Source organism: Ensifer sp. R-19, assembly GCF_049905105.1.
Classification (GTDB): domain Bacteria; phylum Pseudomonadota; class Alphaproteobacteria; order Rhizobiales; family Rhizobiaceae; genus Ensifer.
Genome location: NZ_CP184571.1, coordinates 451,755 through 469,210, shown reverse-complemented (window position 1 = coordinate 469,210; position 17,456 = coordinate 451,755). Strand labels below are relative to the sequence as shown.

Here is a 17,456-nt window from a genome sequence, read left to right as displayed (position 1 = left end):
TGCGCGAGATGGTTTAAGGCAATGAGCCGTTCGCAATTTTTGGCTGAAGCAGCAAGGGACCGTTGTTGGACTGCGGGATCACGTACTAACCTGCTGCCGACCTGCAATGCATGCCGAGGGAACACACGTGGACACCAAACGTAAGCCACCAACCATCGCGGACGTCGCAGCTCTTGCCGGCGTTTCGGCACAGACAGTGTCGAATTTCCTCACCGGGCGTTTCAAGCCGCGGGGTCAAAACCTCCAACGCCTTGAAGCGGCCATCAGCGAACTCGGCTATAGGCCCAGCGCTGCCGCGCGAGCCCTTCGATCAAAGCAATCCGGTATCATCGCGATGCTACTGGAAGACGGAGCAGACGTCCCTGACGAGCATATCCGCGAAGGCTGGGAACCACTGCATGCCATGTTCCTCTACGGCGCCACCCACAGGGCGCGCGAACTCGGATTCTACGTGACGCCCGTTCTGACACGCCAGGGATCGGCTGAAATGGAGGCCATCCGGCTGGTTCGGGAAGGGCGCGCGGACGCCTTGATCTGCAGCACCGAGATGATGCCGGACGCGCAGATGGAACGCCTGCAGCAGATTGCCCAAACTGAAAAGGTACCAATCGCGATGCTCCAGGAGAACCGCAAGCGGGATTTCATATGCAGCGTCGCCGCGGCGGACGAGGACGGCGGCGAACAGGCCGCAAAACATCTCGCCGCGCTTGGCCATAAGTGCGTCGCTATTATGACCGTGAAACCGAGCTGGCCTGGTCCCGTCCGACGCCGCGCCGGTTTTGAAGGGGCAGCTACGAGGCTGGGCCTTTCGGTCGAGGTGTGGGAAGCCGAGGCCTATACCGTCGAGGCAGTGCGCATGCGAGCGGCACCGGAATTGGTTCGCCAGGACCGGCCGACGGCCGTTTTCGCGGTGAACGACGTGATCGCGGTCGCCCTGATGCAGCAGGCGATTGAGCTGAGGCTGGATGTCCCAAACGACCTGTCTGTTTTAGGCTTCAATGACCTCGACATAGCAGCCTATTTCCGGCCCGCGCTGACGACCCTGCGTACGCCCGGAGCTGCCATGGGCGCGCGCGCGGTCGAAGTGCTTGTCGATGCAATTTCAGGAAGACCACTCGCCTCCACGGAACTGCTGCCTATCGAATTCATCCCTCGCGACAGCACGGGACCGGCATCCGGGAAGTAAGCGGTAATGCACATCTTATCGATACATGTCCGCGAGCTTGCTGGGATGGATCACGGGTAAGGATTTCAACTCTTGAAGAAGTTCCAACCGGTGATCGCACATTTAGACTCCGAACGTCCTAAGACTGTTCGCCGAGCACACCGTTTGGCGAGCAATGCTCTCTGCTTTGTGCTCCTACAGGTACGTGAGCGCCTTCCTCATTTCGCGAGGTATCCACCGTCAGCTTCAAAACATGCGCCTGTGACGAAGGACGCGGCATCCGAGAGCAGGAAGAGAATAACATTGGTGATCTCATCCGCCTGCCCGACCCGCTGCACCGGGTGAAGTGCGGCTGCGGCCTGGCGCTTTTCGTCGCTCAGATGGCCGAGCAACGGCGTGTCGATGAAGCCCGGCGCGACGGCGTTGATGCGGATGCCTTGCGCTGAATGGTCGAGTGCGGCCGCCTTGGTGAGGCCGATCACGCCATGTTTGGCGGCGGTATAGGCCGGCTGGCCGGCAAAGCCGCGAAACCCCATGATGGAAGAGACATTGACGATGGAACCGCCGCCGCGCACCAGCATGGCCGGAACCTGGTGCCGGACCGCGTTGAACACGCCGGTCAGGTTGACCGCAATGATCTTGTCCCATTGCTGAGGCGGATAAGACGCCGTCTCGCAGCGCGGCAGGTCGATGCCGGCGGAATTGACGGCGAGATCGAGGGCGCCGAAATGGCCGACACCACGCACGATTGCCTCTTCCACGCTGGTGATCGCCGTAACGTCGACTTCAATCGCCAGCACGTTCTCCGGTGCGAGTGTTTCGGCGAAGGCGTCGAGGCGCACCTTGTCCCGATCGGAGAGAACAAGTTTTGCACCGAGATCGGCTAGTCTACGGGCGGTCGCAGCGCCGATACCCGAAGCGGCGCCCGAAACGAAGGCGACCTTGCCCGAAAATGCCGCGGGATCGAAAAGGGAAGATGCCATGCGTGCCAGCCTGCCGTGATCTACTTGTAAACGCCGACCCAGATGATGATGGTCGGTTCGGTATTCGAGGGATTATGGGACCGATAGGTCGACGAGCGGTCGAAGCGGTAGCTGTCGCCCTCGAAAAGCTCGAACTTTTCCTCGTCGACCCAGAGTTCCAGGCGCCCCTTGAGGATATAGCCGTATTCGGCACCTGCCGTCGGCACATTCTTGGGTTCCGTTTCCAGGCCGGGCTCGAAGGTCGACATCATGAATTCGACATCGGAATCGAGCTGCGGCGTCAGGAGTTCGGTTCGTGCACCACGATGCAGCATGAAGCGGCGCTGCCCGCTGCGAACGACGATATCCTTTTCGCGCTCGGCTTCCGGCTGCTTCTCTTCCAGATCGACAAACCAGCTCATCGGCACGCCGAAGATCGTACAGGCCGCGTATAGATCTTTCAGCGTCGGCTGCGACAGGCCGCGTTCGAGCTGGCTGACATAGCCCGTTGAACGGTTCAGCCCCTCGGCAAGCTGCTGGATGGTGATGCGCCGCGAGCGTCGGAGCTCACGTAGCGTCTTCCCCACATGATCGGGCGTCGGGGCTTCGAAAACGGAACTGGACATAAAGCACAACCTGATAAATTCACCTGAATGATGGAATTGATCAAACACTTCACCAAAGTCAACGCCCGCCGCAATTTGCAATCGCCGCTGGGCCGGCTGTCCCCATCTACCGGCGCATTTTAGCCAAACGTACCCGCTGTCGTGCCACCATCCAGCATATAGACCATGCCGTTGGCATAGCTCGCCTGCGGCGACAGCAAATGGCCGATGGCATCCGCCACTTCGTCAGGCCGGGCAAAACGGCCGAGGGGCACACGGCGCTCGTAGAAGGCGCGGTCGTAGCCGCCGCCGCTTTCCTTCAGGAGGCCGCCGGCCATAGGCGTGTCGACAAAGCTCGGACAGATGACATTGCTGCGTAGGCCCTCGGGGCCATGGTCGAGCGCCATGCAGCGTATCAGGCCGACCACGCCATGCTTGGATGCGCTGTAGGCGGCATAACCGCGTGAGCCACGCACGCCAGAATCCGAGCTGACCGCGACGAAGGCGGAGGACAGGTTATGCAACAGGTACGGAACCGCGTGCCGCGCCAACAGGAAGGGGCCGGTAAGGTTCACGGCCAGCGTGATCTCCCAGGTCTCGTCCGTCAGCGTCGTGACGTCGCCTTTTCGCGCGACGCCGGCTGCAGCGACCACGCCGGAGAGAAAACCGTGTGTTCTGACAGCTCGACCGACCGCAGCGGCGACGTCGGCATCCGAGGAGGCGTCACCCGCCACCACGAGCACAGCCGCGCTTTGGCTTTGGCAGGCATTGGCCACCTCCGCCATCGCCGACGCGTTGCGATCGAACAGGGTGAGCGCGACACCGTCTTTCGCCAGGCAGAGCGCGGTTGCCCGCCCGATCCCGGAGGCTGCGCCGGAGATTAGGATGGATGTCTCGGCTTTCGACATGTTTCTCTCCGTATTTCCCGGTCAGGCGCCGAGATAGGCAGCCTTGAGGTCGGGATCGTTGAGCACGTTGTTTGCGCCCCCCTCCACCGTGCAGCGGCCGGCATCGATCACATAGGCATAGTCGGCGATTTCCAGTGCCACCGCCGCGTTCTGCTCGACGACGATAAGGCTGATGCCCGACTTCGAGAGCGTGATGATGATCTCGAAGATCTGGTTTATGATCTTTGGCGCCAGGCCAAGCGAGGGCTCGTCCAGCATCAAAAGCTCGGGCGTCGCCATCAGCGAGCGACCAATCGCCAGCATCTGCTGCTGGCCACCGCTCATGCGGCTCGCCAGCGAATGGCGCCGTTCCTTGAGGATTGGAAACATGTCATAGACTTGGGTACGAATCTCGTCGAAACTCCGCCCACGGCCGGGGATATAACCGGCCAGCAGGTTCTCCTCGACCGTCAGCCGCTGGAGGATTTGGCGACCCTCCGGACAATGGGCAAGGCCAAGGCGGGTGATCTCTTCCGGGGGTAGACCCTTGATCGGTTGCCCCCTGAATTCGATCTCACCGGAATAGATTTGCGTCAGGCCGGAAATCGAGCGCAGCGTCGAGGTCTTGCCCGCACCGTTCGCGCCGATGATCGTGACAATCTCGCCGGCGCGGAGTTCCAGATCAATACCGAACAATACCTGCGTTCGCCCGTAGCCCGCCTTGAGTCCGGCGACTTTGAGCAAGCTTGCGGATCTCGTCGAGTTCTTCAGTGGTTCCAAGGTAGGCCTCCTGCACTCTTTCATTCGTGCGCACCAGATCCGGCGCACCGGAGCAAAGCAACTCGCCATAGTTCAAGACGTCGATCCGGTCGGAAATGGACATGACCATGTCCATGTCGTGCTCGACGAGGATGATCGCGCGGTCTTCACGTTTCAGGCTGGCGATCATCGCCGCCATGTCCTTCGTTTCGGTATGGTTGAGACCCGCCGCCGGCTCATCCAGCAGCACGATCGGCGCCTGCGTGACGAAGGCGCGCGCCAGTTCGAGGATCTTCTGCCGTCCGTAAGGCAGGTCCCCCGCGAGAACATCCGCCACATCCGACAGATGAAATTCAGCGAGGCAGGTGTGGCAGATATCGAGCCGCTTCGCCTTGCTCAGCCGTTTCGCACCGGTGAGGAAGGTCAGCCACGACTGCGGGAAGAAGCAGACTTCAAGATTCTCCAGAACCGTCATGCCGTCGAAGAGGCGGAGGTTCTGGTACGTCCGCGACACGCCGAGCTGGGCGATTCGGTGCTTGGGCAGCCGGTTGAGCGCCGTCGAGCCGAGCCGGATCGTGCCCGATGTCACCGAGTAGGAGCCGGCGATCATGTTGACGACGGTCGACTTGCCGGCACCGTTTGGCCCGATGATCGAATAGATCGAGCCGAGGTCGAAGGACAGCGACAGGTTCCGGATCGCGACCAATGAGCCGAAATGCTTGCTTACGTTTTCGAGGGCGAGAGCCATAGGGTCCGGACCTTTCGAAGGATGAAGCCGAGGTTGAATCGAGGCGAGACGAGGCCGCCTGGGCGAAGCACGATGACGGTCACCAGGACGACGCCGTAGATCAGCAGGCGGTATTGCGCGGCGAAATGCAGGACTTCCGGCAGGATCACGAGCACGACCGCCCCCGCGATGACGCCGACGATATTGCCGACGCCGCCGATAATAATGATCAAGACGACGAGCAGCGATTCCTGGAAGGTGAAGCTTTCCGGGCTGACGAAGCGCTGGAAGGAGCCGAAGATCACCCCGCCTGCCCCACCGATCGCCGCACTGAGCGCGAAGGCCAGCAGCTTCAACGTCGTCGTGTTGATGCCGAGGCCCCGCACCACGTCCTGGTCCTCACGCAGCGCCCGCCAGGCTTTGCCGAGGATCGAGCGTTCCATATAATAGACGCCGGCGCAGACGATGGCGGTCAGCACTAGCAGCAACCAGTAGAAATGCACGGGGCTGGTCAGCGGCAGGCCGAAGAGGTTCGCCCTGTCGAGGCCGGCAATGCCCTGCGGACCGTTGGTCAGCTCATCGGCATTGTTGATGGCGATGCGGATGATCTCGCCGAAGGAGAGCGTGACGATGGCAAGATAGTCGCCGCGCAGCTTTAGCACCGGGAAACCGAGGAGGACCCCCGCTATGGCGCCGGCCGCCGCGCCGATGAACAGGACGACGATGAACGGCAGGTGGACGTCGAATTGCCCGCTGGCAAGCAGGGCATAGGCATAGGCACCCACCGCGTAGAAGGCGATGAAGCCGAGATCGAGCAGACCCGCATAGCCGACCACGAGGTTCAGGCCGACGGCGAGGATGATGTAGATCAGGATACTGTCCACGACGCGGACGTAATAGGACGGAAGGTACGGCACCAGCGCCAGCAGAACCACGCAAAGCGCGAGAACTGCAAGAAGGCCGAGCCGCCGGGCGATCACCGAATTCCCCATGGGTCAGTAATCCTTCTTTGCGACGGTCGTTTCTTCCGAGACGGTCTCGCCGAGCAGGCCGGCGGGCTTGAACAGAAGAACGAGGATGAGGACGGCGAAGGCGAAGACGTCGCGATATTCCGTGCCGATATAGCCGAAGGAGAGGATCGGCAGGAAGGCAGTGCCGAAGGTCTCGATGGCGCCGAGCAGGAAACCGCCGAGCATGGCGCCCGGAATGGAGCCGATGCCACCGAGAATGGCCGCCGTGAAGGCTTTCAGGCCGATGACGGAGCCCATGGTCGGTTGCATGATGCCGTAGTAGGACGCGTACATGATGCCGGCCATGGCGCCGAGCCCGGGGCCGATGAAGAAGACGAGGCTAACGGCGCGATTGACGCGGATGCCGAGCAGGCTCGACGTCGTCCAGCTTTCGGACGCCGCGCGGATCCAGATGCCGAGCCGCGTCCCGTTGACGAAGAGCGTGAGCCCGACCATCAACAGGACCGCGGCGGCGAGGATGCCGAGCTGTACCGTGGTCACCATGCCGCCGAGCGCATCGATCGGCGTGCTCGGCACTATTGCCGGGAAATGCACCGGTTGCGGGCCGACCGTCACACGCACTGCGCTCTGCAGCACGATGGACATGCCGAGCGCGCTCAGCATCGGCGCAAGGCGGCCGTAGGCACGCAGCGGCCGGTAGGCGAAGCGCTCGATCGCCACGCCAAGCAGGCCGACAATCACGAAGCTCACGACGATGGCGATGGCGGAATCCAGCACCGGGGCTAGGCCGCCGAGACCAAGGAGACCGCTGAAGAGGAACGTGTAGATATACGGACCGAGCATGAAGAACTCGCCGTGGGCGAAGTTGATCAGGCGCATCACGCCGTAGACCATCGTGTAGCCGAGGGCGATCAACCCGTAGATCGCACCGATGGCCAGCGCGAAGATCAGCTGTTGGAGAAAATAGTCGAGCAAGGGGATCGCCTTTATGACGACGGGCCGGCACGGACTGCGCCGACCCCGTTGAACAAACGTCGGGCTGATTACTGCTTGATTAGCTCGAACTTGCCGTCCTTGACGACGTAGAGGTACATCGGCGCGGTGGTGTTTTCACCATTCTCGTCGAAGGCGACCGGGCCGAGCAACGTCTCGACCGTCACGCCATGCAGCTGTGTGAGAACGCCTTCGCGGTCCAGGCTTTCGGCCTTTTCCACCGCGGCGGCCATGACTTGCGCATTGGCGAAGCCGAGCGAGGCATAGGGGCCGGGTGCGCGGCCGAAGCGTACCTGGTGGCGATCGGAGAAATCCTTCAGTTCCGGCGAGGAATCGTAGGGTGGAAGCTGGAAGGTCATCAGCGCGCCCTCGGCGGAGGCAGCACCGACCTGCGTGATGAAATCAACGGTGAAGCCGATATCGGGGCCGATGAACTGAGCCTTCAGGCCCTGCTCGCGCATCTGCTTGAGGAACAGAGCAAGCTGCGGCATGCCGGCGCCCATATAGACGACGTCAGGGTTTTCCAGCTTGATCGAGGCGATTAGCGCCGAGAAGTCGACATCCTCGGGGTTCGTGCCGTAGGTGCCGGAGACCTTGCCGCCGCCGGCTTCGAAATTGTCCTTGAACACGCCGGCAATGCCCTGGCCGAAGACGGTCTTGTCATGCACGAGCACGGCATTCTTCAGGCCGAGCTTCTCCGTCACGTATTTCGCCGGGAGCGCGCCCTGGACGAAGTCGTTGGCGACGGGCCGTACGACGGTCTTGAAGCCCATGCGCATGAGTTCCGGATTCGTGGCGGGCACAACCTGCGGCATGCCGCATTCCGAGTAGATATCAAGGGCCGGCATAGTGACGCCGCTGTTCATGTGGCCGATGACGCCGATGACGGCGCTGTCATCGCAGAACTGCTGGGCAACAAGCGTGCCCTGGCGCGGGTCGGCGCGGTCGTCGAGCGGGCGGAAGACCACCTTGTTGCCCTTGATGCCGCCCTTCTCGTTGAGCTGGTCGAAATAAAGCTGGGCGCCGTCGATCTGCGACTGGCCGAACTCGGCCTGCGCGCCGGACATCGGCGCACTGCCGCCCAGCACGATGTCATCCGCCAGCGCCGGCATCGCACCGGAGGCGAAGAGGAGTGCTGCGGCGGAAAAAAGTATACGGGTTCTATTCATTTTGGTTCCCCTTTTGCTGTTGAGATTCGTTGCACGGAACTCCCATTCCGACAACACATCCGTGAAATTATTAGATGCATTCTTCACGATAGTGACCAGGCGTGCGACTACCTGAAGTTTCCCTTAACCCTCCTCATTTCGCGAGATAACCACCGTCCACCGCCAGCACGTGGCCGGTGGTCATTGCCGAGGCCGGTCCGGCCAGAAAAATCATGGCGGAGGCCACTTCGTCCGGTTCGGCCAGCCGCTTCAGCGGCGTCAGGCTGCGGATCTTTTCCATCTGCGCGCCATCAGCCATCAGATGATCGATCAGAGGCGTACGGACCCAGGTCGGTGCGACCGCGTTAACGCGAATGTCGTGGTCGGCCCATTCGACGGCCAGCGTCCGGGTGAGGTTCACCACCCCGGCCTTGGTCGATTGGTAGGAGACGTTCGGATGGAGGCCGCCGCCCGAATAGCTCATGATCGAGGCCGTGTTGATCACCACGCCGGGAATGCGGCGAGCGATCCAGGAGCGGGCAGCCGTCCGAGAGCATAGGAACATGCCCGTCAGATTGACCGAGACGACGCTGTTCCAGTCCTCGATCGCAAGCTCGGTCGATGGGCGGCGGATAGAGATGCCAGCATTGTTGACGAGGATGTCGAGGCCGCCGGCTTTCTGTTCCGCAGCAGCGAAAACAGCGAGAACATCGGCTTCGTCGGTGACGTCGAGGGCGGAGGCCGTCGCCGCACCGCCAGCCTCCCGCACCTCCCGGCAAACGGCTTCCGCCGCCGCCCGATCCCGGTCGAGGACCACCACATGCGCCCCGAAAGCAGCAAACATCAGCGCCGCAGCGCGGCCGATGCCTCCACCGCCACCGGTGATGAAGACCCGCTTTTCATCGAGTCTGAACATCTTTTCGGGCGCTTTTGCACACATCATGTGTACGGTTCCCTGTTAATCCCGGTCTTCAGCCAACGATCTTGCCGAAGCCGAGGATGAAGTTGGCGACGATCATTTCCGCGCCGACGATCTCGCGGATCTGGAAATCGGAGAACGGATCGCTGGCACTGCCACCGATCTTGATCTCGGCCGTTCCGAGGGCATGACGGAGCGTTTCGGACTGACCCAGCGAATTTTCGATGATCTGCGTTTCGACTACCGCACTTTCCGGCGAGGGAATGATGCGGGTCTGGAAACGCGGATGCAGAGCCGGCTTCTCGAAGGCCGGGCCGTCGGCCTTGAAGTCGATCTCGATCAACGAGGTGCCGCGGCGCGAGAGCTTGGCCGTGATTGCCGTGTCGCTCGCCTTCCAGTCCACTTCGCCCATCTTCTTGGGATAGCCCCAGACCTCGCGGCCGACCGCCATCGAGTCGTCATTGGTGACGATCTCGTAAAGCACGTGACCGCCCGGGCGCCCCTGGTAGCTCACCGGCACGACGATGCCGCCTTCCGCATAGGATCCAAGCGAGCCGCCGGCCGGCACGTCCATGATGAAGAATTCGATCACGTCGGCCCGGACGTCGAACTGCGCCGGCAAAGCCGCGCGGATTGCCGCTTCGTCAACGCGGCAGAACACGCTGACCTTGCTGAAGGCTTTGTAATCGAACGGCGGCGCCTGGTAGAGGGGCGCGCGCTGCGGGAGGGCATAGGCGTTCTGGGACATAGCAGAGAGGGTCTTTCGTGTGAGTTCACTTCGACATGAAGTTCACACTAATGAAAAAATGAAGTCAACATTTCATTTGAATGATTTTCACAAATTCGTCTGTGAAACGAATTTGATCGTCTGGAACGTCTCCAGGGCCTCCGGACCGCCCTCGGAGCCATAACCGGAATCCTTCACGCCGTTGAAGGGAACCTCCGCATAGGCAAGGCCGTAATCGTTGATCGAAAGCATGCCCGTTTCGATGTCTTCGGCGAAACGCTGCGCATTTCTCTGGGACCGTGTGAAGGCATAGGCGGCCAAGCCGAACGGCAGCCGGTTCGCCTCGACGATTGCCGCATCCACCGCCGCAAAGCGGTTGACGACGGCGACAGGCCCGAACGGCTCCTCGTTCATGATCGCGGCGTCCTGCGGCACGTCGGCCAGCACCGTCGGCTCGAAGAAGAAGCCGGCATTACCGATGCGGTTGCCGCCGGTCAGCAGGCGGCCGCCCTTTGCGACGGCGTCACCGATCAACCGGTCCATCGCGTCGAGCCGGCGGGCATTCGCCATCGGCCCCATGTCTATGCCGTAGGAAAGACCATCTCCTACCCTCACGGCCTTCGCCGCATTGACGAAGTCGTCGAGGACATTGTCGAAGGCAGGCTCTTCCACCAGCACGCGCGTCGGCGCGATGCAGACCTGGCCGGCATTGTGGAACTTGTGGCCGGCCAGCATCGAAACGGCGGACGGAAGGTCCGCGTCGGCGCAGACGATGTACGGTGCGTGGCCGCCGAGTTCCATCGTCACCCGCTTCATGTGGGCGCCGGCGAGCGCGGTGAGATGTTTGCCGACCGGCGTCGAGCCGGTGAAGGACACCTTGCGGATCACCGGATGCGGAATGAGGTATTCGGAGATTTCCGACGGCACGCCGTAGAGGAGGTTGATCGCTCCATCCGGAAAGCCGGCATCGGCAAAGGCGCGGACCATGGCCGCGCAGGAGGCCGGCGCCTCTTCGGCGGCCTTCAGGATGACGCTGCAACCGGCGGCAAGGGCGGCGCAAATCTTGCGGATCGCCTGGGCGACCGGATAGTTCCAGGGCGTGAACGCGGCGACGACGCCGATCGGCTCCTTCATGACCATCTGCTGCACGCCGGGCTTGCGCGCCGGGATGATGCGACCGTAGGAGCGGATGGCCTCTTCCGCGAACCAGCGGATGACGTCATCGGCATTGCGCAGTTCCGAGCGGGCTTCGGCAAGCGGCTTGCCTTGCTCGATGGTCAGGATGGGCGCGATGTCCTCGATGCGGGCGCGCAGATTGTCGGCGGCCGCGTGCAGCAGTTTTGCACGGTCGCGCGCCGTGGTCTTGCGCCACTGTTCGAAGGCCATGGCAGCAGCGGCGAGCGCACGGTCCATATCGCGGGTAGTTGCTTTCGCGACACGGCCGATTTCGCCGCCGGTCGCCGGATTGAGCACCGCTAGCGTTTCGCCGTCCGAGCCGTTCGTCCATTCGCCGGCGATGAAGAGTTGGGTGTCGGGATACATGATGTGTCTCGTTCGATTTCGTTGGTCAGCGGTCGAAGCACACGAGCGTGCGTGCAAGAACGCCCTGCTCCAGCCAGCGGAAGGCTTCATTGATCTGTTCAAGCGGCACGCGCGCGCCGACCTGGCGGTCGAGGTCGAAACGGCCGGCCCGGTAGAGGCCGAGGATGCGTTCGAAATCGCGCTCCGGAACCCCGCCGCCATAGTTGCTGCCGATGATGCGCTTCTGGGTATTGGGCAAGGTCGAGGCCGGCAGGGAGACCATCTCGCCCTTGGCGGCGATGCCCACGGAAATCACCGAACCACCGAGCCGGACGCTGTCATAGGCAAGCGCGATGGCTGCTGGCCGTCCGGTGCAGTCGATAATGCTGTCGGGTCCACGGCCGCGGCTCAGCGCCTTCAGTTCCGCGGTGACATCCTGCGTTGCGGAGTTCAGGAAGTGCGTCGCGCCGAACGAACGCGCGACCGCCTCCTTTTCCGGATTGATATCGATGGCGACGACCGCTTCCGCCCCGGCGACCGACGCCGCATGGATGGCGTTGATGCCGACACCGCCGACGCCGATGACGCCGACGATCTCGCCGGGCTCGACGCCCGCATCGTTCACCACCGCCCCGAAACCCGTCGTCACCGCGCAGCCGACGAGTGCCGCGACTTCGAAGGGAATGTTGTCCTCGATCTTCGAGCAGCCCGCTTCCGGCACGACCGCAAGCTCCGCAAAGCTCGACACGCAGGTGAAATGATGGACCGGCTTTTGGGCGCTGCCCAGCCGGCCGGCGCCGTTCCAGAGCGTTCCGCCGCCGGCAGCCTCGCCATAGGTGTCGCACATGGTCGGCAGGCGTTTGTGGCAGTAGAAGCATTCGCCGCAATTGGGCGCCCAGGAGAGGATGACGTGGTCCCCCTTCTTCACCTTTGACACCGCCGAGCCGGTTCGCTCAACGATGCCGGCCGCTTCGTGACCAAGGATGATCGGCAGCTTGGGACGCGACTTGCCCTTTGCGGCGCTGAGATCGCTATGGCAGACGCCGGTCGCGATGATGCGCACAAGCACCTCGCGGTCACCCGGATTCGCGATCGGCACATCCTCGATGACGAGGTCTTCGTTGAACGTGTAGAGAACGGCGGCCTTCATTCTGACTGTCTCCCCTTGGGGTATGCGGTTGTGTGCGTATCGGGACCGGACCTCATCGGCCGGTGCGTTGCTGCCTGTCCCAGCTGCCTTCGACGGATACGGGCAGCCGGTGCTTCATGATGCGCTGGCTCGGCGTACGCTCGAAATCTTCGACCAGGGCGAGGTAGCGCGGGTTCTGGAACGGAGCCAGGCGATGTGCAAGCCAATCGGAAAAAGCCGGATAATCGATAGCGGCCCCTTCCTTCGGCTTGATGAACAGCTTTATCTCCTGTTCGCCGACCTCGGCCTTGACGCCGATCAGCGCGCAGTCCTCAACCATCGGATGGCTGCCGGCCACATGCTCCACCTCGAAGGCCGAGACGTTCTCGCCCTTCACCCGCACGCTGTCCGTCAGGCGGCCGAGGAAATAGAGGTTGCCATCCGCATCGATCATGCCGAGGTCGCCGGTGTGGAAACCGTCCGGCCGGAGCGCCTTGGCAGTCGCCTCTTCATTGCGGAAATAACCGGCGAAGACCGCGCCAGCCTGACGCGGATGGACAACGATCTCGCCATGCACGCCCGCTGCCACGGGCGCACCCTGTTCGTCGAGAATTTCGACGGAAAGCCACGGCACGGGCGTGCCGACCGAACCGAGCACGCCCGCCGCGTTGAACGTGGTGATGCTGGAGGATTCCGTCATGCCGTAGCATTCGCGGAGCGGCATGCCGAAGCGCTCCTCGAAGGCGCGCCAGATATCCCGCGGACACCCGCCACCCCAAGCGACGCGCACCTTGTGGTCGCGGTCGCGCTCGCTCTCTGGCTGTTTTAGGAGGATCTGCAACACACCGCCAAGATAGTGGATCTGCGTCGCGCCGCACTCGCGCACCTGGTCCCAGAAGCGGCTGGCACTGAAGCGCTGCACCATGGAAAGCGTGACGTCGCGTAGAAGGGGGATCGGGATGAGCTGCGCACCGCCGATGTGATAAAGCGGTTCCCAGACGAAGAAGACGTCGCCATCGCGCGCATCCGAGCAGAGAATCGCGCCCTCTGCTGCATAGCGCAGCATGCGATGGGTGACGCGGACACCTTTCGGGCGGCCGGTCGTACCGGACGTATAGTTCAACGCGAAGAGGTCATCGGCACACGGCAGCGGCTCGGCGAAGACGTGATTGCCGCTGGCAAGCCGGTCGAGCGATTCCGTATCACCCGCCTCTGCGACGAGCCGGAACACCGAGGTGTCGGCACCACACTCCGAAATATTCTGGAACAGATCGCGATCGGCGAAGACGACACGCGGATCGCAATGTTCCAGGATGTATTTCAATCCATCGCCGCGCAGCTGCACGTTCACCGGCACCCACACGGCGCCGCACTTGGCGATGGCAAACAGCACAGCGAGGCTGTCGGGGCTGTTGCGCAACATCAGCGCGACACGATCACCCTTCTCGACGCCAAGACGACGAAGCGCGACCGCAACACTGTCCGACTTGCGATGAAGATTGGAAAAGGTGATCGGCTCGCCGTCGAACGTCGCATAGATGGCGTCGGGCGCGGCGGCGGCCCGGGCTGGCAGGCGAGAAATGAAACTTTGGTCTTCCACGCAACAGTCCTGAAAAGTCATTGATCTTGGAAAGCGGATTGCCAGCGCGGCTCAGCCGGATTTCGCCTTTGATCTTGCGGCGAGGAATTGTTCCATCATGCGATTGGGCTCGCCATCGCCATAGGCAATGCGCTGGTTGCGCACGCCGGCCGCAAGCGCGTCGCGGAAACGGGCCTCGGTTACTTCGCGGAAGCGCTGCTTGTTGAGCTTCATGGCAAGCTGCGGCTTGGCGCCAAGCTGTTCGCCGAGCGCCAGCGATGCTTCCAACACTTCCTCGCGCGGGACGATCCGGTTGATGAGGCCGATAGCGACACACTCCGCCGCGTCCATCATGCGGCCGCTTAGGGTCAGGTCGGTGGTTCGCGCGAGCCCGATCATTTCCATCATGATCCACGGACCGGTCGTGCTGGCGATGCCGGAATTGATCTCGGGTTGCCCCATCTTCACGCCGTCATGGCCGATGCGGAAATCGCCGAGCAAGGTTACCTGGAAGGCCGAGCCTGCGGCCAGGCCGTTCAACGCCATGATCAACGGCTTGGAAAGGCTGCGGATACGATCGTAGAGCCGCTCCCATTCGCCGATCCAGAGTTCCGCGCGGTCCGGGTCGAAGGTCTTGGTCTCGTTGAGATCCTGCCCTGCGCCAAAGGCGCGTTCGCCCGCCCCGGTAATGATGATCGCACCGACGGAGGCGTCCTCTTCGGCCGACGCCAGCGCAGCCACGAGATCAAGGCGCATCTGGGAATGCCAGGCATTGAGAACCTCGGGGCGGTTTAACGTGATCACGCGGCAGGAGCCGCGCTGCTCTGTCAGAATGAAATTTGTCATGCGATCCATCGTATCGTATTGTGATACTAAATATCGTATTTCAATACGTGAAATTGTCAACGGAATTTTCACGGCACGAAAAATCATCCGCCGGCAGACTGGCGAAGGCTCAAAAGCTGCCTTTTCCGAAATTAGAAGGTGGTGGACGCCTGCGAGATCGAGCGCGTGGCGGCGACGACGAGAGGCGCGAAAGTCTCTTCCGCCTTTTCGGGGGTGTAGCGCGCGTTGGAAACACCGATATTGACCGCCGCTACGGGACGTCCGGTCTGGTCGAGCACCGCGGCGGCGACCGAGAGATCCCCGGGGAAGAACTCGCCCCAGGCCGTGGCATAGCCGGCATTGCGCGCGACATCGAGCCGCTCGACCAGCGCGTCGACGGTGTGCACCGTCTGCGGCGTGAAGGCCTGCAAGGGCGACCGCTCGATGAGGGACAGGGCTTCCGCGGCCGGCAGCCGGGAGAGGATCGCCCGGCCCGGGGCCGTGCAGAAGGCGGGCATCCGGGTGCCGACAACGACATCGGTATTCAGCATGTGCCGGCTCATAAACCGGGCGGCAAAGACGATCTCCGCTCCATCCGGCAGGGTCAGGTTCACCGCCTCTTCCGTCTCGCGACTGAGATGAAGGAGATAGGGCATCGCCTGGTTGACCAGAGGATTGGCGGTGATGAAATGGCGCGCCATTTCGAGGCTGCGCAGACTGAGTTCGAAACGCTTGGTCACGGGGTCCTTCTGTAGGTAGCCCAGTTTATTCAGCGTATGGGTGAAGCGCTGCGCGGCACTCTTGTCGAGGCCGACATTCGCGCCGATCTGCGCAAGGCTGAGACTCCGATTGGTGCCGTCGAAGGCCTCCAGGACTCGGAACGCCTTCTCCACCGACCGCACCATCAGCGGATCGGTATCGTCGACACTCTTCGGGTCATCAGAGGACAAGCGCGTCACCTTGGCAATTGCTTCGCCGCACCCAGGGGCGGCATGGCAGATCTTGTTTCGTGTAACCCGGCCTCGCGGTATCGGCAAGCCCGCCGGATTACAGCGCGCCGGTAAGATCAGGCGGAGCCCTTGAACAGCAACTCGCGCACGCGGTCGGAATCGTGGGCGACATGCTGGCTCATCAGCGCGCGGGCCGTCTCGCTGTCCCCAGACAGGATCGCGTTGGCCAGCGGGCGGTGGTCCACCGCTTCCGGTTTCGGCGAGGGGGCGTTCTGATTGCAGAAATACCAGAGCCTGAGAGCGAGGTTGAAATTCTGTGTCAGCATGGCCACGAGGTAATCGTTGCGTGCCATCCGGTAAATTCGCCGATGCAACTCGGCATCGCCGGCGATTTGCAGGGAGATGTCGGTCTCTTCGACAAGCCTGTCGGCCAGCTTGGCGAGCGCCTGCCGCTCCTGCGGCGTGGCGCGCACGGCCGCCAGGGCTGCCGCCAGCCCCTCGATTTCGAGCCGTATCTCCTTGATCGACTGCTGGTCGCGCAAGCCGATATCGGCGGCGAAGATGCCCCGGCGCGGATAGATGACCACTAGGTTCTCGCCTTCAAGCCGCCGCAACGCCTCACGGATCGGCGCAAGGCCGATCTCAAGTTCCACGGTGAGTTCACGCTCGTTGAGGGGTTGCAGCGGCTGATAATGCAGGCGGACGAGTCGGTCGAGCAGGATGCCGTAGACCTTGTCACTGAAGCGCTCTTCCGATTTCGCCGCCTTCTCGCTGCCAGAAAGCATGGCCGCGCCGGCCGCGATCGTCACCATGTTACGTCCTTCATTTGCCTGCATCCTCAAAGCCGCCCCGCAGCGGTTACCCGCCGCAGAAAGGACTGGGTCGCCATCTCGCGCGGGGCTGAAAACACCTGCTCGGGCGGCCCCTCCTCCAGAATCCTGCCGGCATAGAGAAAGCACACTTTATCGGAGATTTCCCGCGCAAAACTCATCTCATGCGTCGTGAGTAGCATCGTCATGCCCTGCTTTGCCAAATCGCGCACCAGATCGAGCACCTCCATCACCAGTTCCGGATCGAGCGCCGAAGTGATCTCGTCTAGAAGAAGTACGTCCGGCTGCATGATCATGGTGCGGGCGATGGCGACGCGCTGCTGCTGGCCGCCGGAAAGCTGGTCGGGAAAGGCATTCGCTTTGTCGCGCATGCCGACGCGCTCCAGCATGGCGAGCGCCCGCGCTTCCGCCTCCTCCCGGCCGCAAGAACCTGTCGTGACGGGTGCGACGGTGCAATTGCCGAGCACCGACATATGCGGGAAGAGATTGTAGCTCTGGAACACCATGCCGATGCGGCGACGCAGCGCCACGTGATCGATGCCGAGGCCGGAAATCACCTCGCCACCTAGCCGGATTTGGCCCTCTTGGATATCCTCCAGCCCATTGAGGCAGCGCAGCAACGTCGATTTTCCCGATCCGGACGCGCCGATCAGCGACACGACCGAATGGCGCTGGATATCGAGGTCGATGCCGTCGATGACGCGGAATTTGCCGTAGGACTTGCCGATGCCCTTGAGTTCGATGAGCGGCTTTTCCATC

Annotated in this window: 18 protein-coding genes; 1 reads left to right on the top strand and 17 read right to left on the bottom strand. The window is 62.4% G+C overall.

Going from position 1 to position 17,456, the window contains the following annotated elements:
• The first annotated feature begins 106 nt into the window (after window positions 1-106).
• Window positions 107-1,186 (top strand): LacI family DNA-binding transcriptional regulator, encoded by a 1,080-nt coding sequence (locus ACN9MO_RS32700; RefSeq protein ID WP_425988507.1) that lies wholly within the window; start codon window positions 107-109, stop codon window positions 1,184-1,186.
• Between the two features lie 197 nt (window positions 1,187-1,383).
• Here ACN9MO_RS32700 and ACN9MO_RS32695 read toward each other — a convergent pair whose 3' ends face one another.
• The 17 genes from ACN9MO_RS32695 to ACN9MO_RS32615 form a co-directional block, all read right to left on the bottom strand.
• Entirely contained in the window at window positions 1,384-2,148 is a 765-nt protein-coding gene (locus tag ACN9MO_RS32695) for an SDR family NAD(P)-dependent oxidoreductase (RefSeq protein ID WP_425988504.1), read from the bottom strand.
• 20 nt (window positions 2,149-2,168) lie between these two features.
• Window positions 2,169-2,753 carry a helix-turn-helix domain-containing protein gene (locus ACN9MO_RS32690; protein WP_425988501.1) on the bottom strand — a complete coding sequence of 195 codons (585 nt, stop codon included), beginning with the start codon at window positions 2,751-2,753 and terminating at the stop codon, window positions 2,169-2,171.
• Between the two features lie 119 nt (window positions 2,754-2,872).
• Window positions 2,873-3,640 (bottom strand): SDR family NAD(P)-dependent oxidoreductase, encoded by a 768-nt coding sequence (locus tag ACN9MO_RS32685; protein ID WP_425988498.1) that lies wholly within the window; start codon window positions 3,638-3,640, stop codon window positions 2,873-2,875.
• 21 nt (window positions 3,641-3,661) lie between these two features.
• The gene (locus ACN9MO_RS32680; RefSeq protein ID WP_425988495.1) at window positions 3,662-4,363 is read right to left on the bottom strand and encodes an ABC transporter ATP-binding protein; all 702 of its coding nucleotides are present in this window, start codon (window positions 4,361-4,363) and stop codon (window positions 3,662-3,664) included.
• Entirely contained in the window at window positions 4,302-5,126 is an 825-nt protein-coding gene (locus tag ACN9MO_RS32675; RefSeq protein ID WP_425988492.1) for an ABC transporter ATP-binding protein, read from the bottom strand. Before ACN9MO_RS32675 ends, ACN9MO_RS32680 begins: the two co-directional genes overlap by 62 nt.
• Window positions 5,102-6,097: a branched-chain amino acid ABC transporter permease gene (locus ACN9MO_RS32670; protein WP_425988489.1), complete on the bottom strand. Its 996-nt coding sequence runs from the start codon at window positions 6,095-6,097 to the stop codon at window positions 5,102-5,104. Before ACN9MO_RS32670 ends, ACN9MO_RS32675 begins: the two co-directional genes overlap by 25 nt.
• A gap of 3 nt (window positions 6,098-6,100) precedes the next feature.
• Window positions 6,101-7,051 (bottom strand): branched-chain amino acid ABC transporter permease, encoded by a 951-nt coding sequence (locus tag ACN9MO_RS32665; protein WP_425988486.1) that lies wholly within the window; start codon window positions 7,049-7,051, stop codon window positions 6,101-6,103.
• A 68-nt stretch (window positions 7,052-7,119) separates the two neighbouring features.
• Window positions 7,120-8,238, bottom strand: a complete 1,119-nt coding sequence (locus tag ACN9MO_RS32660; RefSeq protein WP_425988483.1) for a branched-chain amino acid ABC transporter substrate-binding protein — start codon at window positions 8,236-8,238, stop codon at window positions 7,120-7,122.
• A 133-nt stretch (window positions 8,239-8,371) separates the two neighbouring features.
• Window positions 8,372-9,133, bottom strand: coding sequence for an SDR family NAD(P)-dependent oxidoreductase (locus ACN9MO_RS32655; protein WP_425988480.1), 762 nt, complete (start codon window positions 9,131-9,133; stop codon window positions 8,372-8,374).
• A gap of 55 nt (window positions 9,134-9,188) precedes the next feature.
• The gene (locus ACN9MO_RS32650; protein ID WP_425988477.1) at window positions 9,189-9,884 is read right to left on the bottom strand and encodes an acetoacetate decarboxylase family protein; all 696 of its coding nucleotides are present in this window, start codon (window positions 9,882-9,884) and stop codon (window positions 9,189-9,191) included.
• An 87-nt stretch (window positions 9,885-9,971) separates the two neighbouring features.
• Window positions 9,972-11,405, bottom strand: coding sequence for an NAD-dependent succinate-semialdehyde dehydrogenase (locus tag ACN9MO_RS32645; RefSeq protein ID WP_425988474.1), 1,434 nt, complete (start codon window positions 11,403-11,405; stop codon window positions 9,972-9,974).
• 25 nt (window positions 11,406-11,430) lie between these two features.
• Window positions 11,431-12,534 carry a zinc-binding dehydrogenase gene (locus tag ACN9MO_RS32640; RefSeq protein WP_425988471.1) on the bottom strand — a complete coding sequence of 368 codons (1,104 nt, stop codon included), beginning with the start codon at window positions 12,532-12,534 and terminating at the stop codon, window positions 11,431-11,433.
• A gap of 52 nt (window positions 12,535-12,586) precedes the next feature.
• Entirely contained in the window at window positions 12,587-14,113 is a 1,527-nt protein-coding gene (locus tag ACN9MO_RS32635; RefSeq protein WP_425988468.1) for an AMP-binding protein, read from the bottom strand.
• Between the two features lie 51 nt (window positions 14,114-14,164).
• Window positions 14,165-14,938 carry an enoyl-CoA hydratase/isomerase family protein gene (locus ACN9MO_RS32630; protein ID WP_425988465.1) on the bottom strand — a complete coding sequence of 258 codons (774 nt, stop codon included), beginning with the start codon at window positions 14,936-14,938 and terminating at the stop codon, window positions 14,165-14,167.
• Window positions 14,939-15,069: 131 nt separating this feature from the next.
• Window positions 15,070-15,876, bottom strand: a complete 807-nt coding sequence (locus ACN9MO_RS32625) for an IclR family transcriptional regulator (RefSeq protein WP_425988462.1) — start codon at window positions 15,874-15,876, stop codon at window positions 15,070-15,072.
• 107 nt (window positions 15,877-15,983) lie between these two features.
• Window positions 15,984-16,676, bottom strand: coding sequence for a GntR family transcriptional regulator (locus ACN9MO_RS32620; protein WP_425988459.1), 693 nt, complete (start codon window positions 16,674-16,676; stop codon window positions 15,984-15,986).
• Between the two features lie 29 nt (window positions 16,677-16,705).
• On the bottom strand, window positions 16,706-17,455 hold the full coding sequence (locus ACN9MO_RS32615; protein WP_425988456.1) for an amino acid ABC transporter ATP-binding protein: 750 nt from the start codon (window positions 17,453-17,455) through the stop codon (window positions 16,706-16,708).
• Window position 17,456 lies beyond the last annotated feature (1 nt).

Coding starts and splice junctions, on each gene's coding strand:
- ACN9MO_RS32700 (WP_425988507.1), top strand. CDS start 107: ATGCATGCCGAGGGAACACACGTGGACACCAAACGTAAGCCACCAACC.
- ACN9MO_RS32695 (WP_425988504.1), bottom strand. CDS start 2,148: ATGGCATCTTCCCTTTTCGATCCCGCGGCATTTTCGGGCAAGGTCGCC.
- ACN9MO_RS32690 (WP_425988501.1), bottom strand. CDS start 2,753: ATGTCCAGTTCCGTTTTCGAAGCCCCGACGCCCGATCATGTGGGGAAG.
- ACN9MO_RS32685 (WP_425988498.1), bottom strand. CDS start 3,640: ATGTCGAAAGCCGAGACATCCATCCTAATCTCCGGCGCAGCCTCCGGG.
- ACN9MO_RS32675 (WP_425988492.1), bottom strand. CDS start 5,126: ATGGCTCTCGCCCTCGAAAACGTAAGCAAGCATTTCGGCTCATTGGTC.
- ACN9MO_RS32670 (WP_425988489.1), bottom strand. CDS start 6,097: ATGGGGAATTCGGTGATCGCCCGGCGGCTCGGCCTTCTTGCAGTTCTC.
- ACN9MO_RS32660 (WP_425988483.1), bottom strand. CDS start 8,238: ATGAATAGAACCCGTATACTTTTTTCCGCCGCAGCACTCCTCTTCGCC.
- ACN9MO_RS32655 (WP_425988480.1), bottom strand. CDS start 9,133: ATGTTCAGACTCGATGAAAAGCGGGTCTTCATCACCGGTGGCGGTGGA.
- ACN9MO_RS32650 (WP_425988477.1), bottom strand. CDS start 9,884: ATGTCCCAGAACGCCTATGCCCTCCCGCAGCGCGCGCCCCTCTACCAG.
- ACN9MO_RS32645 (WP_425988474.1), bottom strand. CDS start 11,405: ATGTATCCCGACACCCAACTCTTCATCGCCGGCGAATGGACGAACGGC.
- ACN9MO_RS32640 (WP_425988471.1), bottom strand. CDS start 12,534: ATGAAGGCCGCCGTTCTCTACACGTTCAACGAAGACCTCGTCATCGAG.
- ACN9MO_RS32630 (WP_425988465.1), bottom strand. CDS start 14,938: ATGACAAATTTCATTCTGACAGAGCAGCGCGGCTCCTGCCGCGTGATC.
- ACN9MO_RS32615 (WP_425988456.1), bottom strand. CDS start 17,455: ATGGAAAAGCCGCTCATCGAACTCAAGGGCATCGGCAAGTCCTACGGC.